Origin of the sequence: Erysipelothrix sp. HDW6B (assembly GCF_011301115.1) — a bacterium.
Taxonomy (GTDB): Bacteria; Bacillota_I; Bacilli_A; order Erysipelotrichales; family Erysipelotrichaceae; genus Erysipelothrix; species Erysipelothrix anatis.
The window spans coordinates 740,197-765,255 of sequence record NZ_CP049860.1 but is presented as its reverse complement, the minus strand read 5'-3'; the positions used below and the strand labels follow the sequence as shown (position 1 = coordinate 765,255).

The 25,059-nt window shown below is 38.7% G+C and carries 39 protein-coding genes and 5 tRNA genes; 2 read left to right on the top strand and 42 right to left on the bottom strand.

The window, feature by feature from the left end; genetic code table 11:
- Positions 1 to 175: 175 nt before the first annotated feature.
- The 4 genes from G7061_RS03825 to G7061_RS03810 all read right to left on the bottom strand — a co-directional run bounded on the left by G7061_RS03825 (position 176) and on the right by G7061_RS03810 (position 1,530).
- Positions 176 to 1,012, bottom strand: coding sequence for an alpha/beta fold hydrolase (locus G7061_RS03825; RefSeq protein ID WP_166083151.1), 837 nt, complete (start codon positions 1,010 to 1,012; stop codon positions 176 to 178).
- 225 nt (positions 1,013 to 1,237) lie between these two features.
- Positions 1,238 to 1,313: transfer RNA gene (locus G7061_RS03820), tRNA-Ala, on the bottom strand.
- A 41-nt stretch (positions 1,314 to 1,354) separates the two neighbouring features.
- A tRNA-Ala gene (locus G7061_RS03815) sits at positions 1,355 to 1,430 on the bottom strand.
- Between the two features lie 23 nt (positions 1,431 to 1,453).
- Positions 1,454 to 1,530: transfer RNA gene (locus G7061_RS03810), tRNA-Ile, on the bottom strand.
- 295 nt (positions 1,531 to 1,825) lie between these two features.
- Between G7061_RS03810 and G7061_RS03805 the strand changes: the two genes are divergently transcribed.
- Complete coding sequence (locus G7061_RS03805) at positions 1,826 to 2,095, top strand: rhodanese-like domain-containing protein (protein WP_166119020.1); 270 nt, start codon at positions 1,826 to 1,828, stop codon at positions 2,093 to 2,095.
- A gap of 9 nt (positions 2,096 to 2,104) precedes the next feature.
- Entirely contained in the window at positions 2,105 to 2,386 is a 282-nt protein-coding gene (locus tag G7061_RS03800) for a rhodanese-like domain-containing protein (protein ID WP_166119017.1), read from the top strand.
- A gap of 183 nt (positions 2,387 to 2,569) precedes the next feature.
- On the opposite strand, the gene G7061_RS03795 is transcribed toward G7061_RS03800, so the two are convergent.
- The 38 genes from G7061_RS03795 to rpsC form a co-directional block, all read right to left on the bottom strand.
- Positions 2,570 to 2,645 (bottom strand) — tRNA-Ala (locus G7061_RS03795).
- 26 nt (positions 2,646 to 2,671) lie between these two features.
- Positions 2,672 to 2,748, bottom strand: a tRNA-Ile gene (locus G7061_RS03790).
- 166 nt (positions 2,749 to 2,914) lie between these two features.
- Positions 2,915 to 3,568: a CatB-related O-acetyltransferase gene (locus G7061_RS10950; RefSeq protein WP_166119012.1), complete on the bottom strand. Its 654-nt coding sequence runs from the start codon at positions 3,566 to 3,568 to the stop codon at positions 2,915 to 2,917.
- A 186-nt stretch (positions 3,569 to 3,754) separates the two neighbouring features.
- The gene (gene rpsI / locus G7061_RS03780) at positions 3,755 to 4,156 is read right to left on the bottom strand and encodes a 30S ribosomal protein S9 (protein ID WP_159635218.1); all 402 of its coding nucleotides are present in this window, start codon (positions 4,154 to 4,156) and stop codon (positions 3,755 to 3,757) included.
- A gap of 9 nt (positions 4,157 to 4,165) precedes the next feature.
- Positions 4,166 to 4,603, bottom strand: coding sequence for a 50S ribosomal protein L13 (rplM, locus tag G7061_RS03775; protein ID WP_159635221.1), 438 nt, complete (start codon positions 4,601 to 4,603; stop codon positions 4,166 to 4,168).
- Positions 4,604 to 4,703: 100 nt separating this feature from the next.
- Entirely contained in the window at positions 4,704 to 5,441 is a 738-nt protein-coding gene (gene truA / locus G7061_RS03770) for a tRNA pseudouridine(38-40) synthase TruA (RefSeq protein ID WP_159641100.1), read from the bottom strand.
- Positions 5,441 to 6,238, bottom strand: a complete 798-nt coding sequence (locus G7061_RS03765) for an energy-coupling factor transporter transmembrane protein EcfT (RefSeq protein ID WP_159641103.1) — start codon at positions 6,236 to 6,238, stop codon at positions 5,441 to 5,443. The genes truA and G7061_RS03765 overlap by 1 nt, the downstream gene beginning before the upstream one ends.
- Positions 6,231 to 7,082, bottom strand: a complete 852-nt coding sequence (locus tag G7061_RS03760) for an energy-coupling factor transporter ATPase (protein WP_166119007.1) — start codon at positions 7,080 to 7,082, stop codon at positions 6,231 to 6,233. The genes G7061_RS03765 and G7061_RS03760 overlap by 8 nt, the downstream gene beginning before the upstream one ends.
- The gene (locus G7061_RS03755; protein WP_159635233.1) at positions 7,073 to 7,885 is read right to left on the bottom strand and encodes an energy-coupling factor transporter ATPase; all 813 of its coding nucleotides are present in this window, start codon (positions 7,883 to 7,885) and stop codon (positions 7,073 to 7,075) included. Before G7061_RS03755 ends, G7061_RS03760 begins: the two co-directional genes overlap by 10 nt.
- A 15-nt stretch (positions 7,886 to 7,900) precedes the next feature.
- Complete coding sequence (pepT, locus tag G7061_RS03750; protein WP_166119001.1) at positions 7,901 to 9,127, bottom strand: peptidase T; 1,227 nt, start codon at positions 9,125 to 9,127, stop codon at positions 7,901 to 7,903.
- 114 nt (positions 9,128 to 9,241) lie between these two features.
- Positions 9,242 to 9,424, bottom strand: a complete 183-nt coding sequence (locus tag G7061_RS03745) for a hypothetical protein (protein WP_159635239.1) — start codon at positions 9,422 to 9,424, stop codon at positions 9,242 to 9,244.
- 82 nt (positions 9,425 to 9,506) lie between these two features.
- A complete protein-coding gene (locus G7061_RS03740) occupies positions 9,507 to 10,325 on the bottom strand; it encodes an HAD family hydrolase (RefSeq protein WP_166118996.1) in 819 nt (272 codons plus the stop codon).
- 54 nt (positions 10,326 to 10,379) lie between these two features.
- Positions 10,380 to 11,246: an N-acetylglucosamine kinase gene (locus G7061_RS03735; RefSeq protein ID WP_159645741.1), complete on the bottom strand. Its 867-nt coding sequence runs from the start codon at positions 11,244 to 11,246 to the stop codon at positions 10,380 to 10,382.
- Complete coding sequence (locus tag G7061_RS03730; RefSeq protein ID WP_159645744.1) at positions 11,243 to 12,331, bottom strand: DUF871 domain-containing protein; 1,089 nt, start codon at positions 12,329 to 12,331, stop codon at positions 11,243 to 11,245. Before G7061_RS03730 ends, G7061_RS03735 begins: the two co-directional genes overlap by 4 nt.
- A gap of 91 nt (positions 12,332 to 12,422) precedes the next feature.
- Positions 12,423 to 12,737, bottom strand: a complete 315-nt coding sequence (locus G7061_RS03725; RefSeq protein WP_159635248.1) for a hypothetical protein — start codon at positions 12,735 to 12,737, stop codon at positions 12,423 to 12,425.
- A gap of 64 nt (positions 12,738 to 12,801) precedes the next feature.
- The gene (locus tag G7061_RS03720; RefSeq protein ID WP_159635251.1) at positions 12,802 to 14,082 is read right to left on the bottom strand and encodes a PTS sugar transporter subunit IIC; all 1,281 of its coding nucleotides are present in this window, start codon (positions 14,080 to 14,082) and stop codon (positions 12,802 to 12,804) included.
- A gap of 196 nt (positions 14,083 to 14,278) precedes the next feature.
- Positions 14,279 to 14,641, bottom strand: a complete 363-nt coding sequence (gene rplQ / locus G7061_RS03715; RefSeq protein ID WP_159635254.1) for a 50S ribosomal protein L17 — start codon at positions 14,639 to 14,641, stop codon at positions 14,279 to 14,281.
- Between the two features lie 11 nt (positions 14,642 to 14,652).
- A complete protein-coding gene (locus G7061_RS03710) occupies positions 14,653 to 15,612 on the bottom strand; it encodes a DNA-directed RNA polymerase subunit alpha (RefSeq protein WP_159635257.1) in 960 nt (319 codons plus the stop codon).
- 40 nt (positions 15,613 to 15,652) lie between these two features.
- Complete coding sequence (rpsK, locus tag G7061_RS03705; RefSeq protein WP_159635260.1) at positions 15,653 to 16,042, bottom strand: 30S ribosomal protein S11; 390 nt, start codon at positions 16,040 to 16,042, stop codon at positions 15,653 to 15,655.
- Between the two features lie 20 nt (positions 16,043 to 16,062).
- Positions 16,063 to 16,428, bottom strand: coding sequence for a 30S ribosomal protein S13 (rpsM, locus tag G7061_RS03700; RefSeq protein ID WP_159635263.1), 366 nt, complete (start codon positions 16,426 to 16,428; stop codon positions 16,063 to 16,065).
- A 15-nt stretch (positions 16,429 to 16,443) separates the two neighbouring features.
- Positions 16,444 to 16,557, bottom strand: a complete 114-nt coding sequence (gene rpmJ / locus G7061_RS03695; protein ID WP_016357297.1) for a 50S ribosomal protein L36 — start codon at positions 16,555 to 16,557, stop codon at positions 16,444 to 16,446.
- 21 nt (positions 16,558 to 16,578) lie between these two features.
- Complete coding sequence (infA, locus tag G7061_RS03690) at positions 16,579 to 16,797, bottom strand: translation initiation factor IF-1 (RefSeq protein ID WP_003775226.1); 219 nt, start codon at positions 16,795 to 16,797, stop codon at positions 16,579 to 16,581.
- Positions 16,794 to 17,564 (bottom strand): type I methionyl aminopeptidase, encoded by a 771-nt coding sequence (map, locus tag G7061_RS03685; protein ID WP_159635266.1) that lies wholly within the window; start codon positions 17,562 to 17,564, stop codon positions 16,794 to 16,796. The genes infA and map overlap by 4 nt, the downstream gene beginning before the upstream one ends.
- Entirely contained in the window at positions 17,561 to 18,211 is a 651-nt protein-coding gene (locus G7061_RS03680; RefSeq protein ID WP_159635269.1) for an adenylate kinase, read from the bottom strand. The genes map and G7061_RS03680 overlap by 4 nt, the downstream gene beginning before the upstream one ends.
- A gap of 8 nt (positions 18,212 to 18,219) precedes the next feature.
- The gene (gene secY, locus G7061_RS03675) at positions 18,220 to 19,512 is read right to left on the bottom strand and encodes a preprotein translocase subunit SecY (RefSeq protein ID WP_159635272.1); all 1,293 of its coding nucleotides are present in this window, start codon (positions 19,510 to 19,512) and stop codon (positions 18,220 to 18,222) included.
- The gene (rplO, locus tag G7061_RS03670; protein WP_159635275.1) at positions 19,512 to 19,952 is read right to left on the bottom strand and encodes a 50S ribosomal protein L15; all 441 of its coding nucleotides are present in this window, start codon (positions 19,950 to 19,952) and stop codon (positions 19,512 to 19,514) included. The genes secY and rplO overlap by 1 nt, the downstream gene beginning before the upstream one ends.
- A gap of 13 nt (positions 19,953 to 19,965) precedes the next feature.
- Positions 19,966 to 20,472, bottom strand: a complete 507-nt coding sequence (gene rpsE, locus G7061_RS03665) for a 30S ribosomal protein S5 (RefSeq protein ID WP_159635278.1) — start codon at positions 20,470 to 20,472, stop codon at positions 19,966 to 19,968.
- A gap of 14 nt (positions 20,473 to 20,486) precedes the next feature.
- Positions 20,487 to 20,843 (bottom strand): 50S ribosomal protein L18, encoded by a 357-nt coding sequence (gene rplR, locus G7061_RS03660; RefSeq protein WP_159635281.1) that lies wholly within the window; start codon positions 20,841 to 20,843, stop codon positions 20,487 to 20,489.
- Between the two features lie 21 nt (positions 20,844 to 20,864).
- Positions 20,865 to 21,410, bottom strand: a complete 546-nt coding sequence (rplF, locus tag G7061_RS03655) for a 50S ribosomal protein L6 (protein WP_159635284.1) — start codon at positions 21,408 to 21,410, stop codon at positions 20,865 to 20,867.
- A gap of 15 nt (positions 21,411 to 21,425) precedes the next feature.
- Complete coding sequence (rpsH, locus tag G7061_RS03650; protein WP_159635287.1) at positions 21,426 to 21,824, bottom strand: 30S ribosomal protein S8; 399 nt, start codon at positions 21,822 to 21,824, stop codon at positions 21,426 to 21,428.
- Positions 21,825 to 21,840: 16 nt separating this feature from the next.
- Positions 21,841 to 22,110, bottom strand: a complete 270-nt coding sequence (gene rpsN, locus G7061_RS03645; RefSeq protein WP_159635290.1) for a 30S ribosomal protein S14 — start codon at positions 22,108 to 22,110, stop codon at positions 21,841 to 21,843.
- A complete protein-coding gene (gene rplE / locus G7061_RS03640) occupies positions 22,110 to 22,655 on the bottom strand; it encodes a 50S ribosomal protein L5 (protein ID WP_159641124.1) in 546 nt (181 codons plus the stop codon). The genes rpsN and rplE overlap by 1 nt, the downstream gene beginning before the upstream one ends.
- A gap of 14 nt (positions 22,656 to 22,669) precedes the next feature.
- Positions 22,670 to 22,978, bottom strand: a complete 309-nt coding sequence (gene rplX / locus G7061_RS03635) for a 50S ribosomal protein L24 (protein WP_159635296.1) — start codon at positions 22,976 to 22,978, stop codon at positions 22,670 to 22,672.
- A gap of 10 nt (positions 22,979 to 22,988) precedes the next feature.
- A complete protein-coding gene (gene rplN / locus G7061_RS03630) occupies positions 22,989 to 23,357 on the bottom strand; it encodes a 50S ribosomal protein L14 (protein ID WP_159635299.1) in 369 nt (122 codons plus the stop codon).
- A 12-nt stretch (positions 23,358 to 23,369) separates the two neighbouring features.
- Positions 23,370 to 23,630, bottom strand: coding sequence for a 30S ribosomal protein S17 (gene rpsQ / locus G7061_RS03625; protein ID WP_159635302.1), 261 nt, complete (start codon positions 23,628 to 23,630; stop codon positions 23,370 to 23,372).
- 14 nt (positions 23,631 to 23,644) lie between these two features.
- Positions 23,645 to 23,848 (bottom strand): 50S ribosomal protein L29, encoded by a 204-nt coding sequence (gene rpmC, locus G7061_RS03620; RefSeq protein ID WP_159635305.1) that lies wholly within the window; start codon positions 23,846 to 23,848, stop codon positions 23,645 to 23,647.
- Positions 23,845 to 24,267 (bottom strand): 50S ribosomal protein L16, encoded by a 423-nt coding sequence (gene rplP, locus G7061_RS03615; protein ID WP_159635308.1) that lies wholly within the window; start codon positions 24,265 to 24,267, stop codon positions 23,845 to 23,847. The genes rpmC and rplP overlap by 4 nt, the downstream gene beginning before the upstream one ends.
- A gap of 2 nt (positions 24,268 to 24,269) precedes the next feature.
- Positions 24,270 to 25,049: a 30S ribosomal protein S3 gene (gene rpsC, locus G7061_RS03610; protein ID WP_159635311.1), complete on the bottom strand. Its 780-nt coding sequence runs from the start codon at positions 25,047 to 25,049 to the stop codon at positions 24,270 to 24,272.
- Positions 25,050 to 25,059 lie beyond the last annotated feature (10 nt).

Below are 25,059 nucleotides of genomic sequence, written 5' to 3'. Positions count from 1 at the left end.
AAATGACAGCAATAAACTTCTGACTTCCTGAAACTTAGAATTGTAAGCGCTAACAACTTCTACCCAAATTATAGTTTGTATGCCCTTTCATGACCAATAGAAAATATTTTAACCTATAAAAAAAATTTATAGGTTAATAAAAAAGCTGAAGAACGAATGTTCCTCAGCTTCATGATTACATAATTAAATCTAGATATTTTTTATATTGTATTGGTTCTTCTAGCATTGGGTTATGGCCACTGGCTTGAAACTGACCATAAGTTATGTTTGCATTGTCAAAGACAATGTCTTTCCATAAACTTGTCGGTGCAACTAAATAGTCATATGGTGACAAGAGAAGCAAGACCGGTTTTTGATACCTCTCAAAAAATGATACCGTATCGAACGTTGCAAATGCTTCACCCCACAAATGATCTAAAGCAGGCATGTTATTGACAACATCATCCCACAAGTATGCACCATCAAATGTATAATTATAAAAACTGTGCGCTTGCATCGCTATATTCATCAATGAGAAACGCTCAGATTCATAATCTTGAACCGACGCTTGGAAGGTTTCCCATGCTTGATAAAACGTTGCTTTACGTTCTACTGATGCCGTGTCTTCAAAGTATTGAATGCTTCCTTGTTGTCTTTTGGCTGTATTAGTTGGCGCTAGGTTTGATAGTATTAGTGTCGCCACATGATCAGGATATGCTCTCGCATAGGCCATAGCCATGAATCCGTGTCCAGAGTGACCCAACACGTGCATCTTGTCGATTCCAAGTATAATACGCATTGCCTCAATGTCTTCAACAATTACATCAAGACTATAGGGCGCTCCATCATCTACAGATTTTGAAAAACCTCTGTGGTCTGCAAAGACAAAGTTAGTCGAATCAAAAATTGAGTCAGCAAAGAGTTTGGGATAATATACCGAACTACCGATTACAAATATCGGAGTATCTGTATCCTTTCTCATATCATTAATATTTAGTGTGTAACCATCTCGGTTAATTGATAATTTATTCATTGTTTTTCTCCTTTTATTTTTAAATGAATTGTGTCGTTTAAAATTGAAAGAAGTAAATTATTTATGCTACTTCAATCAATTATCAAAAATTGAGTAGCTATACGCTTTTACACGCTTATCTATACCGAAATACATAGTATCAACTCCTTAAGGAGATATTATAACCAATAATTTATATAAGGTCAAAAAAAGACCATCTTACGATGGTCTGTGATTTACAATTTATGGTGGAGCTTAGCGGGATCGAACCGCTGACCTCCTGCGTGCAAGGCAGGCGCTCTCCCAGCTGAGCTAAAGCCCCATAATTTGGTTACAGATACTGTAACCATTCAATTGTAAATTTGGTGGAGCTTAGCGGGATCGAACCGCTGACCTCCTGCGTGCAAGGCAGGCGCTCTCCCAGCTGAGCTAAAGCCCCAAATATTTAGCAATCATTAGAAATGGTGGGCCTGAATGGATTCGAACCAGCGACCTCACCCTTATCAGGGGTGCGCTCTAACCAACTGAGCTACAGGCCCATATCTTGACTGCTTAATTAATATACCATTATGACCTCTAAGTGTCAACAAATTTTGAACAATATCAGTCAAAAAAAGAGAACTTTATTTTCCATTTGAATTCCTATCTGAAAAACCTACAAACTTAGCACACTTTAGCCGATTATTAAGTACCACCATCCATAGTGTACGCCGCTTTTTAAACGCGCTACTAAATCCATAAAATTGTTGAAATCGAACCCTTCTTATGAGCATATTACTTTACCAAATATACCCCTTAGGGTATATTATATTCATGAAATCAAGGAGGCAATCAATGTTTTTCAATAAAGTTCCATCAGTTGCTTATCACGAATTACCTGCAAATGCAGTCATTATAGACGTTCGCGAACGGCATGAGTACCAACAACGTAAACTACCCCGGACAAAAAATGTACCTTTGAGTCAGCTTGACGGGTTTCAAAGTTCAAAAACAGTCTATGTAATCTGTGCAAGCGGCTCGAGGAGTAAACGTGCTGTAAAATCATTACGCAAGCGCAATATTGACGCCATTAACATTCACGGCGGCATGATGCACATACGTTAGGAGATAATTATGTTTCAAACTATACTCATCAATGAGTTCAAATACAATCAACAGGAACATCACATTATTGATGTTCGCGAACCTATTGAGTTTGCTATGGGTTCAATCCCAAATGCACTCAATATCCCTTTACAGACGATCCCTTACAATTTAGGATTACTGGATAAGAGTAAAACTTATCACATTGTTTGCCAAAGTGGGTCCCGTTCTTATACTGCGGCACAATTTTTAGCGCAACAAGGGTATAAAGTCGTCAATATGTTAGGTGGCATGTCTGCATATCGCGGATAAAAAAACATCCATTTAGGATGTTTTTTTATGGGTTTGTCCTGTGTCTAATGATAAACACACCACCTAATCAATTTTTGACTATGTTATTTATTTATTTGACTATGTTATTTATTTATTTGACTATGTTATTTATTTAATTGAATAAAAAAACTTTCTTCATCAGAAAGTTGATTTCACAATTTATGGTGGAGCTTAGCGGGATCGAACCGCTGACCTCCTGCGTGCAAGGCAGGCGCTCTCCCAGCTGAGCTAAAGCCCCATATATTTTGTTATTACTTAAAGAAATGGTGGGCCTGAATGGATTCGAACCAGCGACCTCACCCTTATCAGGGGTGCGCTCTAACCAACTGAGCTACAGGCCCATTTCTGACTGCCTTAATAATATACCACTCGCATTTAGGGGTGTCAACCGGAATTGAACTTTATTTCTTAATATCTCAAATATTTGAGAAATCACATCAAACACCGCTTAAAATTACACTATTATAACTGTAAGAAAGGCGCCATCATCAGATGAACGCCTTTTATTTATGTTAAATTATAACGCAGTGCAAATTGATACAATGCGTTTACATCTCCACTTGAAATGTAAGGCAATGCTAAGACAATAATATCATGAGGCCACGTATACCAAGCAATCTCATTTAACATCAAAATCTCTGACTCACTGAAGCGCATTCTAAGGCGTTTCGCAGGATTGCCGCCTACAACTTCATAATCCGCTACATCACGCGTTACAACCGCTCCAGACGCGATAATAGCACCATTCCCGATTGTTACGCCAGGCATAATTGTTGCTCCCATCCCGATCCATGAGTCGTGCCCAATTATTGTATTACCTTTCGGTGAATACGATGCCTGAATCGTTTCCGCGAATGGATAGAGCGAAATCCATTCTGTATTATGGTTATTGTTTCCTCCCATAAGAATTACGACTCCACTAGCAATGCAGACATAGTTTCCAATTATTAATCGATCCAGTTCCCATTGATTGGATTCAATTGGATTAAACAACGTCCTTGAAAATGCATCTCCCCATAAAAAGCGGACACATCCATCTTCAAAATCATTAGACCCATAATAGCCAGAATAATACGAATATTCTCCGACCTCAATTAGGGGATTAGTAATTATATCTTTTAAGTATCTTGGCTCTGACCAATGTCGATAATCAATTTTCATGTTTATACCTCTCTTCTATCGATTTTTACTTAGAAGAGAGCACGACCACTGCGACATTTCGGAGCTGTTTTAATTTTCGAATCAACTCATCACCTCATTTGTTTAATTATTATGCCATAATTTTACGTCATGTCAAATAAAAAGACTTCCCAAAGGAAGTCTTGATAGTCTCTAAAGTTAATAGTATTAACGTTTTGAGAATTGTGGTGCACGACGAGCGCCGCGAAGACCTGGTTTTTTACGTTCTTTAGCACGTGGGTCACGTGTAACGAATCCAGCTGCTTTGAGGGCAGGACGGTAATCTGCTGATGCTTCGATTAAAGCACGAGTAATTCCGTGACGGATTGCTCCGGCTTGACCTGTAAGTCCTCCACCTTTAACGTTAACATTAACGTCAAATTGGTCAACAGTTGATGTCACTTCAAAAGGTGAACGAACTGTCATTTGTAATAATTCTGAAGGCAAATGCGCTTCAATAGGTTTGTGGTTAATTGTAATAACACCAGTTCCTGGAGTCAAATAGACACGAGCAACGGATGTCTTACGACGACCTGTACCTAAGTAAGTTACTTTATTTTTTGTTGTCATACTCTTCTCCTATCCCTTGATTACCATTTCCACTGGTTGTTGAGCTGCATGTGGATGGTTTTCACCTTTGTAAACAAATAAATGTTTACGTTGAACATCGCCCAAGCTTGTGTGTGGTAACATACCGTGAATAGCTCTTTCGACCCATTCTACTGTGTATGCTTCACGCATTACACGTGTTGAACGTGTACGCATTCCACCAGGGTAGTGTGAGTGATTGTAGTAGAATTTTTTGAATTCTTGATCTCCGCTGACTTTAATTTTGTCTGCATTGATAACGATTACGTAATCTCCACCGTCTACGTTAGGTGTGTAAGTTGGTTTGTGCTTTCCACGTAATACTGTTGCAACTTCACTTGCAAGACGTCCTAGAGTCTTGTCAGTTCCATCAACAACATACCATTGGCGCACAACATCTGCTGGTTTCGTCATAGTTGTTTGACGCATAAAATTTCCTCCTAAACCAAAAGTAGTTTCCGGGGCTACTATTGGCATAAAGTGCCGATATAAATTATATGTTCTTTGGCAATAAAAGTCAAGAAACTAATTAGGAATTGTACGTGACTTTTTCTAAATAAAGACCACACCCGGGCACATTGTGTTTTGCAATATCTTTGTCCTTAGCATCTCGGTACATTTTGACCGTATCAGGACTTATTTTTTCAGATCCGACCATGACCATCGATGCGACGATCATTCGTACCATATATCTTAAAAATCCAGTTCCCGTAATCCGAAATTCAAGAATATCGTCCGAAACTGTCATTTCAAAACTGTGAACTGTACGAACTTGATTGGGAAACAAATCAAGTGGTGAACTATTAAAACTTGTAAAATCATGTTCGCCCACAATATATTCCATAGCTTCTTCAATTTTTGAAAGATTGAGCGGATGATTGACCTGATATACATAGTTTCGTTCAAAGACATTGTACGGTCCGACATTAATTCGGTAAACATACGTCTTTGCAATTGCATCGTGGCGAGCATGAAATGTATCATCAACACATTCCACTTTGAGAATATTAATTGCATCTGAGGTTTGCGTATTGAGTGCCTTAATCCAATTTGCAATTGGCATGTTTATATCCGAATCAAAATGAAAGACTTGAGCCAATGCATGAACCTGTGTATCAGTACGACCCGATCCATGAATTGGTACAGGTTTACGATGGAGCCTTTTTAGTGCTCCTTCAATGTCGTCTTGAACACTGTCTTTCGATGGCTGTTTTTGCCATCCTGAGAAGGCGGATCCATCGTAAGCAACCGTCACTTTGTAGCGCATTAGATACGTCCAATCATGATTGTTGCTATGAGGATAGCAATTGACAGAACAATGAACATCCAATCACTTGCTTTTACTTCAAGTTGTTTGTAACGTGTTCGTGTTTTTCCTGGGTAATATCCACGGGCTTCCATCGCATCTGCTAAATCTTCCGCACGCATATAACTCATCATGAATAAAGGGCTGATCATCGAAACGATTCCGGTTATTTTTTCTTTTAACGATCCTTCGTCTAAATCTACACCACGGCTTGCTTGCGCATTCATAATTCGTTGTGTATCTTCGATTAAAGTTGGTATATAGCGCAGCACAATTGATATCATCATTGCTATCTCGTGCGCGGGAACTTTAATGCGACGTAAAGGACTTAGTAAATCCTCTATTCCAAGTGTCAATTCTAGTGGTTGAGTTGTTGCTGTCAAAAGTGTTGTTACCATGATCATTTGAATTAAACGGCTAACAATGAACAATGTTGAAAAAATAGCACCACTGTAAATATTCCATCCAAAAATCGAAACAAGAACATAACCTTCTCGGATTGCGAACATATTTAGAATGAATAAGAAAATCAACATAAACATCATCGGTTTCATCGATTTTAGAATAAATTTGAATGTGAGTTTCGACGCAAGAATAGCTGCACCTAAAATAACAAACATAAAGATACTTCCAGCAGCATTATTGACATTAAAGATAGCAATCATCAAGATAATCATTGCCACCATTTTAAAACGCGGATCCATTTTGTGGATTTTTGAATCGAGCGGAACGTAACGTCCTAAAGCAATATTATTCATGACGTCCCTCCTTAACCATTTGTGCAATGTTATCAAGGTCAAGTTCTGTTCCTGTATCAATACCACGTTGTTTCAAAGATGCTTTCAGTTGTAAAACTTTCGGGACAACAAATTCTAAACTATCCAAACGACTGGTATCTTCAAAGAAATTCTGAGTTGTTCCACTAAAGAACACCTGACCATCTTTTAGCACAAGGACTTCGTCTGCGTAGTTTAGTACATGATCCATATCATGAGTTACCATGATAACTGTCTTATTATAGTCTTTATTGAGCGTCATGAACAATTGCATCATATCACGACTTCCTTGCGGATCAAGACCAGCAGTAGGTTCGTCGAGCACGATAATTTCTGGGTCTCTTGCCAAAACTCCTGCAATAGCAACACGTCGTTTTTGACCGCCAGAAAGGTCAAAGGGAGATTGTTGCCATAACGCTTCATCAATTCCAACTAAACGGAGCGCTCGTTCTACATTTGTTTTAATTGTTTCATCACTGAACCCAAAGTTCTTAGGACCAAATGCAACATCTTGATAAATTGTTTCTTCGAACAATTGCATTTCTGGGAACTGGAAGACCAAGCCGACTTTAGAACGCAATGCTTTCAATTTAGAGGGCTTTTCATTCGCGACATGTGTATGGTCAAGAATCTGAACTTCGCCTGCTGTAGGGCGTAACAAACCGTTTAGGTGTTGGACAAGGGTTGATTTCCCACTACCAGTAGCACCAATAATTGCAGTGACTACACCTGCGTTAATTGTGGCATTGATATCACGCAATGCAACATATGCAAAAGGCGATTTCGGAGCATACTCAAAACCAACATTTTTAAATGTTATTGCCATAATTCCTCAATCATCCTTTCTACATCATACATCTCATCCAATTCAATTCCCTGAGCCTTCAGTGCATTATGAAACTTAACACTAAACGGAATATCTAATTGTAACTTTACAAGCGTCTCGGCTTGGTTCAAGATACTCTCTGGTGTTCCTTGCATTGCAATTGACCCACCGCTCATAACAATGACATAATCAGACATCAACACTTCTTCAATATCATGCGTGATGGATAAGATTGTCATTTTATTTTTATGGTGTAATTCGTGCACCAAATCATTTACTTCTTTACGGCCTTTGGGGTCTAGCATACTCGTTGCCTCATCCAAAACCAAAAGTTCTGGACTCATCGCAAGAGCACCTGCAATTGCTACTCGTTGTTTTTGTCCACCTGACAGTTTAGTCGGTTCATGACCTAAATAATCGAGCATTCCGACGCGACCTGCAAATGTTTCGATAATACCATCCATTAGCGCAGGTTCCACAGTACGATTTTCTAGCCCAAATGCGATATCATCACGGACCGTGGATCCGATAAATTGATTATCTGGGTTTTGAAATACAATTGCGATTTTTTCGCGTACGTCATAAACATTGTCATGTGTAAGGATCATGTCATCGATTTGAATCTTCCCTTCATCAGCTTCAAGTAAGCCGATGATGAGTTTCGCAACAGTAGATTTTCCACTTCCATTATGGCCAATAATTGTTACGTAATCTCCTTTGTTAACCTCAAAATCAATGCCATCGACAGCATTGACTTTTTTGTTATAGGAGAATTTTAAATTACTTACTGTTAATTGTTTCAAATTACTCACTCCAAACTATTGAATTGCATTTAATTTTGATATTGCAATAATAACCTCTGTTGCTTTTTCCATCGTTTCAACAACGGCAAATTCATGTTTTCCGTGGAAATTCTCTCCACCTGTAAAGATATTTGGTGTCGGTAACCCCATGTAAGAAAGTCTTGAACCGTCAGTTCCGCCACGTACAGGTGCAATGATGGGTTCAATATCACATACAAGCATTGCTTCTTTTGCTAGTTCAACAATACTCATATCTTTTTCAATGATATTACGCATATTATAGTATGTTTCTTCAGTTTCTACCATTACTGTACCCGCACCATATTTGGCATTAAGATTCGCTGCGATGGTGTCCATAAGGTCCATACGTGCTTCAAATTTACTATCATCATGATCACGAATAATAAATATCATCTTCGCATCTTCAACAGTCGATTCCATATCTGACATCATAAAGAAACCTTCATAATCTTCAGTATGCTCTGGACGTTCGAGTGGAGGGAGTTGATTAAAGAATTCCATTGCTACAACACCCGCATTAATCATGGTATCTTTGGCAGATCCAGGATGAACACTGACTCCCTTAATGGTTACAAGTGATTCCGCAGCATTAAAGGTTTCATATTCCATTTCACCCAATCCGCCACCATCTACGGTATATGCAAAATCTGCATCAAATCCTTCAACATCGAAAGAATCAGCACCAGTTCCAATTTCCTCATCGATCGTAAATGCGATTCGGACATCACCGTGCTCTACTTCTGGATGTTGTACTAAGTATTCCATGGCGGTCATAATTTCTGCAATGCCTGCTTTATTGTCTGCACCAAGAAGTGTCGTCCCGTCAGTAACAACCAGTGTCTTTCCAACATGTTTTTTTAAATTCGGGAACACATCAACTTTCGTTACAATATTTAATGCTTCATTCAATACAATATCCCGACCATCGTAATTTTCGATGATTCGTGGTTGCACACTTTCTGAGTTAAAATCAGCTGTATCCATATGAGAAATGAAACCTACAGTACGAACATCTCTATCCACATTTGAAGGCAACAAAGCAGTCACAATAGCATTATCATCGATTTTAACTTTTTCTAAACCAATCGCAATACATTCTTGATAAAGCATCTTCGCCAAATCGAATTGTATTTGAGTTGAAGGGGTTGTCATTGATCCACTATCTGATCGTGTGTTTATTTTAGTATAACGTACTAAGCGTTCAATTAAAGTATCTTTCATAGTCTCTACCTCGCTAGTCTGTTGTTATTTTACCATATTTGATAACGGAAATGTTACAGAGTGATAGGCTAACCTCATAAAAAAATCCACTATTCAGTGGATTAATTGATAATGCTATTCTGTTGGTTCTTCTACAACTTCATTGGCAAGATCTAAGACTGCGTTTTCTGCCTCTTGACTGATTGCATCTAAAGCATCAATTGTCTTCTCGACATGCTTTTTATTATTTGCGTTTAGATAGTATGCTGCAGCACCAACTGCACTACCGATTATTACGAGTGGTAAGAATTTTTTCATTGAATCTCCTGCCTTTCTTCTACTATTAGTGTATCATACTCATACTTGTTTAGAAAGTGAAGATATCACGAACTCTTTGTATCTAACTGTCTTCTGATATGACATATTTATAGATTGCATGTGCGAATCCCTGCTCCGTATTTTTTTCTGTTTGAAATTGAGCAGCATCACGAACCGCTTGGTGTGCATTTCCCATCGCAACGGAAATGCCTGCAATTTTTAACATCGCGATATCATTTGAGTCATCACCTATTGCGAATACATCATCCATGCTCAGACCTAGGTGTTCGCATAGGATTTGGAGCGAGCGTCCTTTGTTTGCTCCTTCTTGTGTTATTTCATAATAACGATTAGCGGACATTGGATAAGATATGCATTTAAGCGGCTCTAATTCTGATAAGACCCGTTCCAATTTTCGGTGTGACAATGTAAATATTTGAATTTTTTCGACTTCGTAATTATTGTCCTTGATAAAGGATGATAAATCACGAACTGTTGGATGTGATTTGAAGTCGTTATGAAAAAGTATTCTACGCCCCATTTTTTGTAACCAAGATTGATCATAACATTCACCATTAATATGTAACGATGTCCACACACGATAAGGTTTTACAATTTCCACAATTTTGATTGCAAGTTCAGTAGACATTAAATCTGAATCAATATCTTCCATTGTACGCAAATTTGTAATCCGAGCACCGTTTGAACTTATCGCATAATCGCAAATATTTAAATCACGAATCGGTTTCGGAATCCCATCCAAAGAGCGTCCAGTAGTGGGCACAAGAATGTAACCTCGCTTTGAAAGATCAATCAGGGCATTCAATGTTGATTGATCTACTTTTCGATAGTTATTGATGGTTGTACCATCGATGTCAAACGCAATAATTTTTGGTTTCATTGAGTACCTCGTATACTACTAACTATATAAAAAAACTTGCCTTATGACAAGTTTTTACTGGAATAATAAATACGCTGCATATTCCACTGGATGATCACTGGTAACAACTTCAAAATCAGAGGATAAGTTCTTCACAACTGCATTGTAGACGTGTTTATTGTTTAATAAAACGCCGCCGCCGAATGCAATTTTTGTTTTACCATTTAATTCGAAGTTATTTGCGAGATCGGCAAGTTCTTGGCCGGCACGTTCGTAAACATTATCAGCATGAACACTTTGAACATTTCCTGCAATCTTACTGAATTGAGCAACCCATGTTCTATAATCACTTTGATGATTGTTTGCGATGCTGATGAGGTCATACGCTTCCGTCAATTCAAAATGATGCATAATTGCTGTATATAAATCCGTTCGTGGTAAACGTCCATCAGCTTCTTTTGTAAATACTTCAAGGATGCGCTTACCAATCCAGAAAGCACTTCCTTCATCAGCCAATAGATATCCGAACCCTCCGCGACGGTCATAGTTACAATCCTGTTTGCGGAATGCAATTGAACCGGTTCCCGAAATCAGATATACACCATCATTCATGGATAGTGCAGATGCCATCGCAAATTTTGCATCGTTCATGATAACTGCTTTAGGGAATACACCCCATATTGCATCTTCAATTCCTTTACGTACTTGCTGATCCTCTCCATAACCAGCAGTACCAATGGCTACACCCATCGATTCAAAATCATAACCACGTTGCTCAAACTCGAGACGAACTTCTCCAAGTACCTTTTTAATACCATCAAAGCCCACACGCATAAAGTGGATACTATCGCGATCGATTCGGTCAATGTTTACACCTTTATCATCAAAGATGAGGAAACGCGTATGCGTTCCCCCTGCATCAATACCGAGGTATTGTTTCATAGTGTAAACTCGAATTTTTGCCATGGTTTAATCTTGTCGAGTAAGAATACTTCTTCTTCAACAACATGACCGACAACATTTGAACGACCTGTATTAACCATATCACGTTTCGCAATATTCAATTCACCTGCATAGTGTCCAAAATTATCACTCTCGATTACGATGTCTCCACGTTTAATCATCTCAGGAGCATTGAAGACTGGGAAGCCTTGCCCTTTGTATTTAACACGTGACATTGTTGAACGGAGTAGATAGTCATTGACATCCCCACGGTTGAAATGTGGTTCCTCAAGGACGATTTTTTTCATGAGCTCAGGAATATCATCAACAAGTTTAACTTGTAAGTTTAATTTTGTAAGGTTTACTTTTTTTACTTCCGCCATTTCAGCATCTGAAGGAACAAAGTTCGAAATAATAATGTCATCTAAAACATTACGTGCAACATAGTCTTTCATTTGGACGTGAAGTGGTAAATTACGATGTGACTCGAGTGTCACCAAACCGTAATCTACAGGCCATGGTCCGTAAGCTTCAGGACTTTGACTTGCAACGAATGCAGCCGTACGTAAGCCATATTTTGTAAAACGTTTTGTTGTGTTTACAAATTGTTCCTCATTCAATCCTGAGTATGGGTGTGGATAGAAGTTATGGCATGCAATCAAGTTATATTGATTTGGTTGATAATCCATAATTGTATCGATGTAATGCGTATCGTTACTCATATTGATTTCAATTTTGAGATCGAACTCATTGAATGTCATCATTGATTCTTGATGCCCACCAAATCCTGCATCGAGACGAACGCCATCAGCACCAATTTCATGGAAGAATGTTAAATCATCATAGCTAATTCCTAAGTCAGCGAAAACTTTAGGACTAACGTCAACAATGATTTCAAAACCATGATCACGTGCAAAATTATTGATTTCAATAAATTCTGCTTTGATTTCTTCTTGTGGCTTTTCGACAGAAAGTAAGCATGAAAAGATACGTGAGAACCCTGCATCTGCTGCTTTAACAATATAGTCTTTCATTTCTTCAACTGTTGATTTATCTGGATAAATCGATATTCCTAATTTTCTCATATAAACTCCTTTTATTTGTACCTACAACCTTAGTTTAACCAAACATTATAATGTTGTCAAATCTACAGACTTGCTACATTCCTGCGGTTGACTAGATTGGGTAAATATTGAATATCCAATAGTAGGATATAAACATTGATAGTATTGCAATAAGTCCAAAAACAATCCAAAATCCTTTTTGCATTCCTTTGTTGGAATCAACAAAATACAAGCAGTATGCGATGACACCACCTGAAGTAACTCCAATTACGATAACGCGAAGAAAGTTTAGCTGCAATCCGAATGCATCGAGCAACAAGGGAAACCCTAATGTTGATGCTAAGATCCCAAACATCACTATAAATGAACTTTTGAATGAAAAACGTGTTATGGAACTTGTCTTCTTTTCTGCTTTTCTTCTTGCCATATTGACTCCTTCTAATTAAAAGGTCTTGCTCAATGCAAGACCTTTTAAGCATTTATTGTATTTATTATTTACCTTGTTCTTCAGCAACCAATGAGTTGTCATAGATTTTGTAGAATGGTAAGTACATTAGAGTAGCAATGATAATTAGAACGACGCTAAGTACGGCTGCTCTCCAATCAAATCCTGTAGCCATGTAAGCACCGATTGGTCCAGGCAATGTCCATGGCGCAATTTGTGTTACTTGGTTTACGAATCCCCATTTTGTTGCGAACCATGCAATTGTACCAAGTACAAGTGGTGTTACGACAAATGGAATCATTAAGACAGGGTTCATAACAACAGGTGTACCGAACATTAATGGTTCGTTGATGTTGAATAAAGCAGGAACGAATACTGTTTTACCTAATGATTTTGAGAATGCTGATTTACCAACAATAAGCATTGATAATGCAAGTCCGATTGTTGCTCCTGATCCACCGATGTAGATGAACCATTGGAAGAAAGGCTCAGCAGCAATAGCTGGTAATGCTTGCCCTGCTTCTAAAGCGATTTGGTTGTTTTCTAATAATACAACCCAGATTGGACGTGCGATGTTTCCGACGATTGATGCACCGTGGATACCAAATACCCAGAAGAATGAGTTCAAGAATGTTTGAATCATTACTGAAGCGTAGCTGTCAGCTGCTGAGATAAGTGGTGATACTAATTGAGCAATAAATGTATGCCAGTTAAAGCCTAACCAGTAAGTAATTGATCCGAAAAGGATTAATACGATTGTTGTTGGGAATAAAGCTTCAAATGAACGTGCAACTGATGGGGGCACTTGTTCTGGCATTGAAATTTTAATTCCTGAACGGTCTGTAAATCTGAAGATTTCAACTGCTAGCATTGATGTAAGGATTGCTACGAACATTCCTCCACCACCAAGGTTTGCCATTGGTAATACCCAGCCAGCGATTCCAGCATTTAAAGTTGCAGGAACGTTTACAGGTGTGAAAGTTAGTAAGAATGCAAGTGTACCTAAGATACCACCTGACAATCCGTCTAAGTCATATGACTCAGCTAAGCTGAAGCCAATACCAAATGTTGCATATAATGCCATGATTCCCATTGATAAACGGTAAGGCAATACGATGTTTGCAGCATTTTCTTTCAAGAAAATTTGAATTCCCCAGTCTGCAGGGAAAGGTAAGTTTCCTCCAATAATTAAGAAGAACGAACCGACGATGATGATTGGCAATGTAGCAACCATTCCGTCACGAATTGCTCGCAAATGTCTCTGGTTTGCAAGTTTCGTCATTGGACCACCAAGTTTTTGGTCCATGAAATTTGTTAAAGCTTCCATATTCTCTCCTCTCGATACATGCATGTATCAACAGTATTAGTTTACTCATTTATGTAAGCGATGTCAACGATATTTCACTCATTCACACATTCGGATGAAATATTATTACCCCTAAGCCATTTCTTGTCATTTTTAATCGAAAATAATCAACTCGAGTAAAGAAAAAGCTATCCGAAGATAGCTTTTGAATCGAATATTAAACGAATTCGATGATTGCCATTGGAGCAGCATCACCACGACGCATTTCAGTTTTGATTACGCGTGTGTATCCACCTTGACGATCAGCATATTTTGGTCCGATTTCATCAAAGAGTTTTTGTAAAGCTGTTTGGCCTGTTTTCTCGTCAGCTACAACGTTAAATACGATACGAGCTGCTTGACGACGTGCGTGAAGATCACCACGTTTTGCAAGTGTTACGAGTTTGTCAGCTACTGAACGAAGTTCTTTAGCTTTCATTTCTGTTGTTTCAATACGTCCTGAGACGATTAAACTTGTTGAAAGGTTACGAAGTAACGCTTTACGATGAGCGGCGTCACGACCTAATTTACGGTTTCTCATTCTATATCCTCCTATTCAAATGATTTAAAGCCTAGTCCAAGATCATGGAGTTTGTCTTTAACTTCTTTTAATGACTTTTTACCCAGGTTACGGATACGCATCATTTCATCCTCTGATTTGAGTGTTAACTCTTCAACAGTTTGGATTCCTGCACGTTTGAGGCAGTTATATGAACGTACTGATAGATCGAGATCTTCGATCATCATTGTGGACATAGGATTTTCAACACCTGATACATCAGGGCGAATTACTGACTCACTTTCGTAAACTGAATCTTTGATTGCTACGATTTGTTCCAAGTGATCCATTAAGATTTTAGAACCTAATGATAGTGCAACTTGAGGTTGTACTGCTCCATTTGTCCAAATTTCCATAATTAAACGATCATACTTTGAATCTTGACCAACGCGTGTTGGCTCGACAAGATATTTAACTCTTTCGATTGGAGTATAAATAGAATCTGTGAAAATCGTGCCAATCCCTTGGGATGCGTTTTGATAGATTAGTTTGTTCTCATCGGAACTAACATAACCACGACCATTACGAGCTTTCAGTTCCATTTCTAAAACAGCACCTTCAGCTAATGTAGCGATAATGTGATCTTTATTCAAGATTTCCACATTTGTTGGGCATTCAATGTCAGCTGCGGTTACAACCTTTGGACCTTTTTGTGATATACGAAGTGTATATACTTCATCATCTGCAATATTAATTACAAGGTCTTTTACATTTAAAACAATACCAGTTACATCTTCTCCGACTCCAGCAATTGATGTGAACTCATGGTAAACACCTTCAATTTTAATTGAATAAACTGCTGCGCCTGGTAGTGATGAAAGAAGTACGCGTCTTAAGGCATTTCCGATTGTATTTCCGAACCCTCTTTCGAGAGGCTCGATTACAAACTTACCGTAATTTGCTGTTTCATCGAATTCTTTAACTTCAAATTTCGCACGTTCAAACTTGTTCATCTATGAATACCTCCTGGTTTTTTTTACTAGTTTAAAAATTTTATCCACGTGGACGTTTTGGTGGACGGCATCCGTTATGTGGAACTGGAGTAACGTCGTTAATTACGCTAATCTCAAGACCAGCAACTTGTAATGCACGAACTGCTGACTCACGTCCAGGACCAGGTCCTTTAACACTTACTTCTACAGTTTTCATTCCATGATCAACTGCCGCTCTTGCTGCTGCTTCTGAAGCCATTTGAGCTGCATATGGTGTTGACTTACGTGAACCCTTAAATCCAAGAGCCCCAGCACTTGACCAAGCGAGAACATTTCCTTGTTCATCCGAAATTGTAACGATTGTGTTGTTAAATGTCGAATGGATATGTGCAACTCCGCGAGCTATATTCTTGCGGACACGGCGTTTACGTGTAACTTTTTGCTTTGCCATTATGATTTCCTCCTACTTAATTATTTTTTCTTGTTCGCAACTGTACGACGAGGTCCTTTACGTGTACGTGCATTTGTTTTTGTACGTTGTCCACGAACTGGTAATCCACGACGGTGGCGGATTCCACGGAAGCTTCCGATTTCCATGAGACGTTTGATGTTAAGGTTTACTTCACGACGAAGATCCCCTTCAACTTTGATTTGTTCTACTTCACGACGAATTGCGTTAACTTGATCTTCAGTTAGATCTTTAACACGGATGTTCTCATCAATGTTTGTTTTCGCTAAGATTTCTTGTGATGTTGGTAAACCAACTCCGTAGATATATGTTAATGAGACAACTACACGTTTGTTACGTGGAATGTCAATTCCTGCTATACGAGCCATTAATATGACGTCCTCCTATCCTTGTCTTTGTTTGTGTTTTGGATTTTCACAAATTATCATTACTCTACCATTGCGTCGAATAACTCTACATTTTTCACACATTGGTTTTACAGATGGTCTTACTTTCATAGTATATCCTCCTAAAACTATCTATTTATGTCTAAATGTAATGCGCCCACGTGATAAATCGTAAGGCGAAATCTCAACAGTCACGCGGTCTCCCGGTAAAATGCGAATGTAGTGCATACGGATTTTACCAGATACGTGAGCTAAAATTTCATGACCATTACTGAGTTCCACCTTAAACATTGCACCTGGCAATGTATCAAGTACTACTCCATCTACTTCAATTACGTTTTCTTTGCTCATGAGTGTTTATATGCCTCCTTTGTTCGAGTGAGAATTTCAAATTCATTCTCTAGAATTAGTACAGTATGTTCAAAATGAGCTGTCAACGATCGATCTGCGGAAACCACATTCCAACCATCTTCAAGTACTTCTGTTTTACTTGTACCAACTTGAACCATTGGTTCAATAGCGATAACCATATTTTTTCTAAGTAATGCACCTTTTCCAGGTACCCCTACATTAGGGACATAAGGAGCTTCATGCATTGATGTTCCTAAGCCATGTCCTGAATATTCAACAGGTAAACCATAACCATGTGGTGTAACAACGCTCATAACTGCATGACCGATATCACCAACACGATTTCCCGCAATTGCAGCTTCAATGCCTGCAAAAAGAGATGCTTCCGAAACTTCCAATAGATGTTTGGCTTCATCACTAATTTGTCCGACTGGATATGTCCACGCATGATCACTATAGTATCCTTTGTAAACAGCTCCAACGTCAATCGTAATGATATCTCCATCTTTGAGAATTACATCCGAACTAGGGATTCCATGAACTAATACTTCGTTCACTGAAGCACATATGGATCCGGTAAATCCTTCGTAACCAAGAAACGCTGGTGTTGCACCCTGACTTATTATATACGCGTGTGCCAAATCGTCAAGATGTTTTGTCGAAACGCCTGGCTTAATAGCCTGACGAACAACCTCTTGTGCTTCGAAAGCGATACGACCTGCCTCACGCATTAAGTCTAATTCACGTTCAGACTTGGTTGTAATCATTTAACCGCCTCCAAAATGTTTCTAATTTCATTCATAACTGCTTCCGCATTTTGAGATGCGTCAATGTCACGAACTAAGCCTTTTTCTCTAAAATACTCGATTGAAGGCTCTGTTTGTTTTGTATATTCTTCAAAGCGTACTGCTAGTTTCTCTTCTGTATCATCTGATCGTTGATACAGTTCTCCACCATCAATGTCGCATACATTTTCGACTTTAGATGGTTTGTAGTGAATATTGTATATTGCACCACATGTTTTGCAGAGACGACGTCCTGTAATTCGTTTTACAAGTGTATCGTAATTAACTTGTAGATTGATAACGAGATCGATTGGTTTTCCAATTTCACGAGCCATTTCTTCTACAGCGTTTGCTTGATGTAAGTTACGTGGATAACCATCTAAGAGATATCCATTTACTGTATCATCTTGCATAATACGCTCTTTAACCATACGATCAGTAACATCATCAGGTACTAAGTTACCATTATCCAAGTAAGTTTTTGCCTCTAAACCTACAGGTGTTCCGTTCGCAATTGCAGAACGGAACATATCACCTGTAGAGATATGAGCAATGCCAAACTCTTCAACGATTTTCGCTGACATTGTTCCTTTACCGCTACCAGCAGGACCCATAATTAATAAATTCATAGTTCCTCCTATCGGCTGAATAAACCTTTATATGAACGTTCAGTTAAACGTCCTTTTAATTCTTTAACAGTTTCAAGTGCTACCCCAACAACGATGATGATACCAGTTCCACCAATAGCTGTTGATGCAGGAATTCTGCCATCAGTAATCATTGGTAAGATATGTGGTAATACAGCGATAAATGTTAAGAATAATGCACCTAGCACAGTAATTCGATTTAATATTGTACTAATGTAATTCTTAGTATCTTTCCCTGGGCGAACCCCTGGAATGTAAGAATTATTTTTCGCAAAGTCTTCTGAAATTTTCTCAGGATCAACTTGCAAGTGAGTGTAGAAGAATGTGAATGCGATTGTAAGTACAGCATAGATTGCAAGACCCACTGGGTGTGATGTTACAAAGTATGTTGACAAGAATTGATATACACTTCCTTGATTTACCCAACTTAATGCGATAATCGGTGCTTGCATGATTGCTCCTGCAAAGATAACCGGGATAACACTCGCTGAGTTAATCATTAATGGTAAGTGATTCATTCCTTTTCCACGCATCGTTCCGCCAGCACTCGAAGTGTATTGGATCGATATTTTACGAACGGCACCGCTCATAAAAGTTACCAAGATGATAATTGCAATAAATGATATAACGTAAAGTGTAAACCATAACCATCCTAAGCTTCCGCCATTTGTAACCATTGCGTTAAACGCACTGACAAATGAATTTGGCATTGCAGATACAATACCAGCAAAGATAATTAATGAAGTACCATTACCAACACCTTTGGTAGTGATTTGATCAGCTATCCAAAGTAAGAACATAGTTCCCGCTGTCATGACTGTTCCCATGAAGAAATAGTCAGCAGGAGTTGTACTCAATAAGATTCCATATTGAGAATTAAATACGTATAAAATACCAATTGCTTGCACATATGCCAATACCACACCTAAATAACGCGTAATACGATCAAGTTGTTGTTTTCCACTTTGACCGGATTTTGTTAATTCAGTGAGGTAAGGTATAACGTCCATTGCTAATAATTGAACGATAATTGATGCTGTGATGTATGGTCCCACTCCAAGCGAGAAAATTGATAACGACTGAAGCAGTCCACCACCAAGAATATTCATCATTCCAACTAAGTTGTTAGACTCTAATGCAGATACCATCCCTGAAAGCTTAACGCTATCAACGTTAGGAACAGGTACAACTGTTCCTAAACGATAAAGTAATAGCATCGCAAGTGTGAAAATGATTCTTATTCTGATTTCTTTGTTTTTGAATAAATCAGTGATAAATCTCATTAGATCACCTCTGCTTTTCCACCCATTTTTTCGATAATTTCAACTGCTGATTTTGAGAATACATTAGCTTTAACAACTAATTTTTTCTCTAATTCACCTTGGCCTAAGATTTTTACGCCGTCAAGTGTTTTGTTGATAATACGTTTTTCTAATAACATTTCAATTGTAACTTCTGTACCATCTTCAAATACGTTTAATGATGATACGTTAACAATTGCGTGCTCTACACGGTTAACGTTTTTAAATCCACGTTTTGGAATACGTTTGAATAATGGTGTTTGTCCACCTTCGAACCCTAAAGCAACTCCACCGCCACTACGTGCGTTTTGTCCTTTGTGTCCTTTACCCGCTGTTTTTCCATTTCCTGATCCGTGTCCACGACCGATACGTTTACGATCTTGGCGTGCACCTTCATTGTATTTTAATTCATGTAGTTTCATAAAGGTCCCCTTCCTATCGTACGTCTTGGACTTTAATTTCGCGTAATTTCGCTACTTCGTCTACAGTTGTCATTGATTCTAAAGCATCAAATGTTGCACGAACCATGTTGATTGGTGTGCGTGACCCGATACATTTTGTAAGAACGTCAGTAACTCCTGCTAACTCCATAACGTCACGGATTGCTCCACCAGCGATAACACCAGTACCTTCGATAGCTGGACGTACAAAGACTTCTCCTGCTCCGAATTTACCTGTGTTTGTATGTGGTAAACTTCCGTTTACAAGTTTAACATTGATTAAGTTTTTCTTAGCTGCTTCAACACCCTTACGGATTGCATCTGGAACTTCGTTTGCTTTACCTGTTCCAAATCCTACGCGGCCTTTTTTATCACCAACTACGACTAGAGCTGCAAAGCGGAAACGACGACCACCTTTAACAACCTTAGTAACACGATTGATGACAACAACACGTTCTTCGAATTCTTGTTCGCGTGCTTCTCTTCTAGGTTTACGATTCATCATGCGCCTCCTTATTAAAATTCTAGTCCGGCTTCACGAGCTGCTTCTGCAACTGCCTGAACACGTCCATGATAGATGTATCCACCACGGTCAAATACTACAGTAGTAATGCCTTTGTCTTTAGCGAGTTTTGCAACTTCTGCACCGACTTTTTTAGCTGCTTCGATGTTTCCACCGTTTTCAAGTTTAAGAGCTACTGATCCTGTAGCAACAAGAGTTGTCTTAGCTACATCGTCAATAATTTGTACCGCAATGTGTGTATTTGAACGATACACGCTAAGACGTGGGCGTTCTTGCGTTCCACTGACTTTACGACGAACGCGTGCATGACGACGAACACGTTCCTGATTTCTAGATAATTTTTTTGCCATAATTCAATTTCTCCTTTCCCACTATTTCTTAGCTGCAGTTTTACCCTCTTTACGACGGATAACTTCATTTTTGTATTTAATACCTTTACCGAGGTAAGGTTCTGGTTTACGAGTTGCGCGAACGTTTGCTGCGAATTCTCCTACCATTTGTTTGTCAATTCCACTAACAACGATTGATGTTGCTGATGGTACTTCAACTTCTAGTCCTTCTGTTACATCGAACTCGATTGGATGTGAGTATCCAACATTCAAGACTAATGTATTCCCTGACTTAGATGCACGATACCCGATACCAACAAGGTCAAGTTCTTTTTTAAAGCCTTCGTGAACACCTTCGATCATGTTGTTTAACAATGAACGTGTAGTTCCGTGAATCTGTTTTACTAATTTTGTATCATTCGGACGAATAACGTTGATTTCGCCTTCAGCGATTTCGATTGTGTAAAGTTCATTGAACTGACGTGTTAAAGTTCCTTTAGGACCTTTAACTGTCACCTCATTACCAGCCTTTACTTCGACTTCAACGCCAGCCGGAATGGTAATCGTTTTATTTCCGATACGTGACATAGTGTGTCTCCTCTCTTACCAAACGTAAGCTAACACTTCTCCACCAACATGTTTTTGGCGAGCTTGTTTATCTGTTAGCAATCCGTCTGATGTTGTGATGATTGCGATTCCGAGTCCATTAAGAACACGTGGCACTTCATTCACTTTTGCATAAACGCGTTTTCCAGGTTTTGAGATACGTTTTAATCCGCTGATTACTCGTTCTCCATTTGCACCATATTTTAGTACAACTGTGATTGATTGTTTGTATCCCTCACCATTGATGAGGAAGTCACGAATAAAACCTTCTTCTTTTAAAATTCTTACGATTTCTACTTTTTCTTTACTTGCAGGAATTTCAACAATATCGTGTTTCGCTTGAACAGCGTTACGAATACGTGTTAATAAATCCGCAATTGGATCTGTTACATACATGAAAAGTTCCTCCTTGCTACCAGCTAGCCTTACGTACGCCCGGAATTTGCCCTTTATGAGCTAATTCACGGAAACGAATACGTGACATACCATATTTACGTAAATATCCACGAGGACGGCCATCGACTTTATCGCGATTATGTAAACGAACTGGTGAAGCATCACGTGGTAATTTTTGTAACCCGATGTAATCACCTTCAGCTTTTAATGCTGCACGTTTTTCGGCATAGCGAGCAACAACTTCTTGACGTTGCATTTCACGAGCAATCTTTGATTTTTTAGCCATTAGTTACCCTCCTTCTTAAAAGGCATTCCTAACTCTTTTAATAGAGCGTATCCTTCTTCATCTGTTTGAGCTGTGGTGACAATAGTGATATCCATACCACGAACTTTATTAATTTTATCATAATCAATTTCTGGGAAGATTAATTGTTCTTTAACACCCATTGTGTAGTTTCCACGTCCATCGAATGATCCACCGTTAATTCCACGGAAGTCACGTACACGAGGAAGTGCAACTTTGATTAATTTTTCTAAGAAATCATGCATTTTTTCGCCACGTAAAGTAACTTTAACACCGATTGGCATTCCTTCACGTAACTTAAAGTTAGCGATTGATTTTTTAGCTTTTGTAACTACAGGTTTTTGTCCTGTAATCATTTCCAAGTCAGCAACTGCATCGTCGATTGCTTTCGCATTGTTGATAGCTTCTCCGACACCCATGTTGACAACGATTTTTTCAAGTTTTGGAACTTGCATTACTGAAGTATAGTTAAATTGTTTAACTAAAGTTCCAACTACTTCTGTTTTGTATTGTTCTTTTAATTTCATCTAGCTATACCTCCTTATTTAACTACGCTGCCTGATTTTTTGTAGACGCGTACTTTCTTACCTTTTTCTTCTTTGAATCCTACACGGCTAGCTGCTTTTGCTTTAGCATCGTATAGCATTACGTTTGAAACATGAATCCATGCTTCTTGTTCAATGATTCCACCATCTGGATTCATTTGAGTTGGTTTCATATGTTTCTTAACTAAGTTAACACCTTCGATTTTGACTTTGTCAGTTTTAGGACTTGCTTCAATGACATCGCCGATGGTTCCTTTATATGATCCAGTGATAACTTGAACTTTATCGCCACGTTTGATTTTCATAAAAGCCTCCTTATAACACTTCAGGAGCTAATGAGACGATCTTCATGAAGTTTTTTTCACGAAGCTCACGAGCTACTGGTCCAAAGATACGTGTTCCTTTTGGTGTCATATCATCTTTTAAGATAACAACTGCGTTGTCATCAAATTTAATGTATGAACCATTTCCACGACGAACACCGTATTTTGTGCGCACGACAACTGCTTTAACAACGTCACCTTTTTTAACACTTCCACCTGGGATTGCTTCTTTAACTGTACCAACAACGATATCACCGATGTTTGATGTACGGCGGAAGCTTCCACCTAGTGAACGGATAACTAAGATTTCTTTTGCACCAGTGTTGTCTGCAACTTTACATCTTGATTCATTTTGTATCATCTTGACAACCTCCTACAATACAACAGCTTTTTCGAGTAAACGAATTACGCGGAAATGTTTTGTAGCTGATAATGGACGTGTTTCCATAATTTCTACGATATCTCCGACCTTAATTTCATTTTTCTCGTCATGAGCTTTGAATTTTTTTGAATAGTTTACACGTTTTCCATAGAGTGGATGACGTTTTGATGTTTTAACTTCAACGACTACCGTTTTGTCCATTGCATCAGATACAACAGTACCACGGTAAACTTTACGTTTATTTCTTTCCATCGCTTTGTGACCTCCTACTTATTGTCACTAAGCTGACGCTCAGTGATTACTGTTTTGATGCGTGCAATCGTTTTACGGATTTCACGTAAACGAGCAGGGTTCTCAAGTTGACCAATAGCTTGTTGGAAACGTAAGTCAAATAATTCTTCTTTTAATGTATCGATTTGAACTAATAAATCTGTATTATTAGCTTCACGGATTTCTTTCAATGATGTCATACTTGTTCCTCCTCTCCCTTACGGACGAATCGAGTTTTAACTGCTAACTTGTGTGATGCAAGACGGAACGCTTCACGCGCAACTTCTTCTGGTACACCAGCAACTTCGAACATTACTCGACCTGGTTTAACTACTGCTACCCATCCTTCAGGTGCCCCTTTACCGGAACCCATTCGGACTTCAAGTGGTTTTCTTGTAATTGCTAAGTGAGGGAAAATTTTGATCCAAACTTTTCCGCCACGTTTCATATAACGTGTCATTGCAATACGAGCAGCTTCGATTTGTCTGTTGCTTACGTAGTTTCCTGATTCAGCAACTAAACCATATTCTCCAAAAGCAACTGTACGTCCTGCTTTTGAACGTCCTTCGTATGAAAGACGGTGTGGTTTTCTATATTTAGTACGTTTAGGCATCAACATAACTAATTACCTCCTTGCTCGTCTTTTGATGCTGCTTGAGCATCGTTGCGTTGTGGACGGTTATTTGGACGACGGTCGTTACGGTCATTGCGACGACGACGTGGTCGATCAAATTTTCCACCTTTTGGTGCTTCTGGTTCTTGTACTAATTGTCCTGGCAATACTTCACCACGGCAGATCCAAACTTTAACACCTAAGATACCGAATTGTGTATTTGCTTCATAGTGAGCATAGTCGATATCAGCACGTAATGTATGAAGTGGTACGATTCCTTCTGAGTATCCCTCAGTACGAGCCATATCAGCTCCACCTAAACGTCCGGAAACAGCAGTTTTAATTCCTTTTGCTCCTGAACGCATTGTACGTTGGATTGTACGTTTTTGTGCAGTTCTGAATGAAGCACGTTGTTCTAATTGCTCAGCAATGTTACGAGCAACAAGATGTGCATCTAAATCAGGGTTTCCAACTTCTAATACTTTAACATTTACTGTGTTTCCTTCTGAAATCTTAGCGATTGCAGCTTTTGTTTTTTCAATGTTTGCTCCGTTAACACCGATTACAACACCTGGGCGGGCTGTACGGATGATAACATCAACGCGGTTTTTTGAACGTTCGATTTCTACGCGTGAAACGTATGCATCTTTAAGATTTTTAAAGATGTATTCACGGATAAGTGTGTCTTCGTGGAGAAGGTCTGCGAAATTATTTTCTGCATACCAACGTGATTCCCAATCACGAATAACACCAACGCGCATACCGATCGGATTTACTTTTTGTCCCATTGTGTTTCCT

What these genes read in the sequence shown, in the direction of transcription:
- G7061_RS03825 (WP_166083151.1), bottom strand. Translation starts at nt 1,012, where the DNA reads ATGAATAAATTATCAATTAACCGAGATGGTTACACACTAAATATTAAT.
- G7061_RS03805 (WP_166119020.1), top strand. Translation starts at nt 1,826, where the DNA reads ATGTTTTTCAATAAAGTTCCATCAGTTGCTTATCACGAATTACCTGCA.
- G7061_RS03800 (WP_166119017.1), top strand. Translation starts at nt 2,105, where the DNA reads ATGTTTCAAACTATACTCATCAATGAGTTCAAATACAATCAACAGGAA.
- G7061_RS10950 (WP_166119012.1), bottom strand. Translation starts at nt 3,568, where the DNA reads ATGAAAATTGATTATCGACATTGGTCAGAGCCAAGATACTTAAAAGAT.
- rpsI (WP_159635218.1), bottom strand. Translation starts at nt 4,156, where the DNA reads ATGACAACAAAAAATAAAGTAACTTACTTAGGTACAGGTCGTCGTAAG.
- rplM (WP_159635221.1), bottom strand. Translation starts at nt 4,603, where the DNA reads ATGCGTCAAACAACTATGACGAAACCAGCAGATGTTGTGCGCCAATGG.
- truA (WP_159641100.1), bottom strand. Translation starts at nt 5,441, where the DNA reads ATGCGCTACAAAGTGACGGTTGCTTACGATGGATCCGCCTTCTCAGGA.
- G7061_RS03765 (WP_159641103.1), bottom strand. Translation starts at nt 6,238, where the DNA reads ATGAATAATATTGCTTTAGGACGTTACGTTCCGCTCGATTCAAAAATC.
- G7061_RS03760 (WP_166119007.1), bottom strand. Translation starts at nt 7,082, where the DNA reads ATGGCAATAACATTTAAAAATGTTGGTTTTGAGTATGCTCCGAAATCG.
- pepT (WP_166119001.1), bottom strand. Translation starts at nt 9,127, where the DNA reads ATGAAAGATACTTTAATTGAACGCTTAGTACGTTATACTAAAATAAAC.
- G7061_RS03745 (WP_159635239.1), bottom strand. Translation starts at nt 9,424, where the DNA reads ATGAAAAAATTCTTACCACTCGTAATAATCGGTAGTGCAGTTGGTGCT.
- G7061_RS03740 (WP_166118996.1), bottom strand. Translation starts at nt 10,325, where the DNA reads ATGAAACCAAAAATTATTGCGTTTGACATCGATGGTACAACCATCAAT.
- G7061_RS03735 (WP_159645741.1), bottom strand. Translation starts at nt 11,246, where the DNA reads ATGAAACAATACCTCGGTATTGATGCAGGGGGAACGCATACGCGTTTC.
- G7061_RS03730 (WP_159645744.1), bottom strand. Translation starts at nt 12,331, where the DNA reads ATGAGAAAATTAGGAATATCGATTTATCCAGATAAATCAACAGTTGAA.
- G7061_RS03725 (WP_159635248.1), bottom strand. Translation starts at nt 12,737, where the DNA reads ATGGCAAGAAGAAAAGCAGAAAAGAAGACAAGTTCCATAACACGTTTT.
- G7061_RS03720 (WP_159635251.1), bottom strand. Translation starts at nt 14,082, where the DNA reads ATGGAAGCTTTAACAAATTTCATGGACCAAAAACTTGGTGGTCCAATG.
- rplQ (WP_159635254.1), bottom strand. Translation starts at nt 14,641, where the DNA reads ATGAGAAACCGTAAATTAGGTCGTGACGCCGCTCATCGTAAAGCGTTA.
- G7061_RS03710 (WP_159635257.1), bottom strand. Translation starts at nt 15,612, where the DNA reads ATGAACAAGTTTGAACGTGCGAAATTTGAAGTTAAAGAATTCGATGAA.
- rpsK (WP_159635260.1), bottom strand. Translation starts at nt 16,042, where the DNA reads ATGGCAAAGCAAAAAGTTACACGTAAACGCCGTGTCCGCAAGAATATA.
- rpsM (WP_159635263.1), bottom strand. Translation starts at nt 16,428, where the DNA reads ATGGCTCGTATAGCAGGAATTGACATTCCACGTAACAAACGTGTAGTT.
- rpmJ (WP_016357297.1), bottom strand. Translation starts at nt 16,557, where the DNA reads ATGAAAGTAAGACCATCTGTAAAACCAATGTGTGAAAAATGTAGAGTT.
- infA (WP_003775226.1), bottom strand. Translation starts at nt 16,797, where the DNA reads ATGAGCAAAGAAAACGTAATTGAAGTAGATGGAGTAGTACTTGATACA.
- map (WP_159635266.1), bottom strand. Translation starts at nt 17,564, where the DNA reads ATGATTACAACCAAGTCTGAACGTGAATTAGACTTAATGCGTGAGGCA.
- G7061_RS03680 (WP_159635269.1), bottom strand. Translation starts at nt 18,211, where the DNA reads ATGAATTTATTAATTATGGGTCCTGCTGGTAGCGGTAAAGGAACAATG.
- secY (WP_159635272.1), bottom strand. Translation starts at nt 19,512, where the DNA reads ATGAGATTTATCACTGATTTATTCAAAAACAAAGAAATCAGAATAAGA.
- rplO (WP_159635275.1), bottom strand. Translation starts at nt 19,952, where the DNA reads ATGAAACTACATGAATTAAAATACAATGAAGGTGCACGCCAAGATCGT.
- rpsE (WP_159635278.1), bottom strand. Translation starts at nt 20,472, where the DNA reads ATGAATCGTAAACCTAGAAGAGAAGCACGCGAACAAGAATTCGAAGAA.
- rplR (WP_159635281.1), bottom strand. Translation starts at nt 20,843, where the DNA reads ATGGCAAAAAAATTATCTAGAAATCAGGAACGTGTTCGTCGTCATGCA.
- rplF (WP_159635284.1), bottom strand. Translation starts at nt 21,410, where the DNA reads ATGTCACGTATCGGAAATAAAACGATTACCATTCCGGCTGGCGTTGAA.
- rpsH (WP_159635287.1), bottom strand. Translation starts at nt 21,824, where the DNA reads ATGTATGTAACAGATCCAATTGCGGATTTATTAACACGTATTCGTAAC.
- rpsN (WP_159635290.1), bottom strand. Translation starts at nt 22,110, where the DNA reads ATGGCTAAAAAATCAAAGATTGCTCGTGAAATGCAACGTCAAGAAGTT.
- rplE (WP_159641124.1), bottom strand. Translation starts at nt 22,655, where the DNA reads ATGAAATTAAAAGAACAATACAAAACAGAAGTAGTTGGAACTTTAGTT.
- rplX (WP_159635296.1), bottom strand. Translation starts at nt 22,978, where the DNA reads ATGAAAATCAAACGTGGCGATAAAGTTCAAGTTATCACTGGATCATAT.
- rplN (WP_159635299.1), bottom strand. Translation starts at nt 23,357, where the DNA reads ATGATACAAAATGAATCAAGATGTAAAGTTGCAGACAACACTGGTGCA.
- rpsQ (WP_159635302.1), bottom strand. Translation starts at nt 23,630, where the DNA reads ATGGAAAGAAATAAACGTAAAGTTTACCGTGGTACTGTTGTATCTGAT.
- rpmC (WP_159635305.1), bottom strand. Translation starts at nt 23,848, where the DNA reads ATGACATCATTGAAAGAAATCCGTGAAGCTAATAATACAGATTTATTA.
- rplP (WP_159635308.1), bottom strand. Translation starts at nt 24,267, where the DNA reads ATGTTGATGCCTAAACGTACTAAATATAGAAAACCACACCGTCTTTCA.
- rpsC (WP_159635311.1), bottom strand. Translation starts at nt 25,049, where the DNA reads ATGGGACAAAAAGTAAATCCGATCGGTATGCGCGTTGGTGTTATTCGT.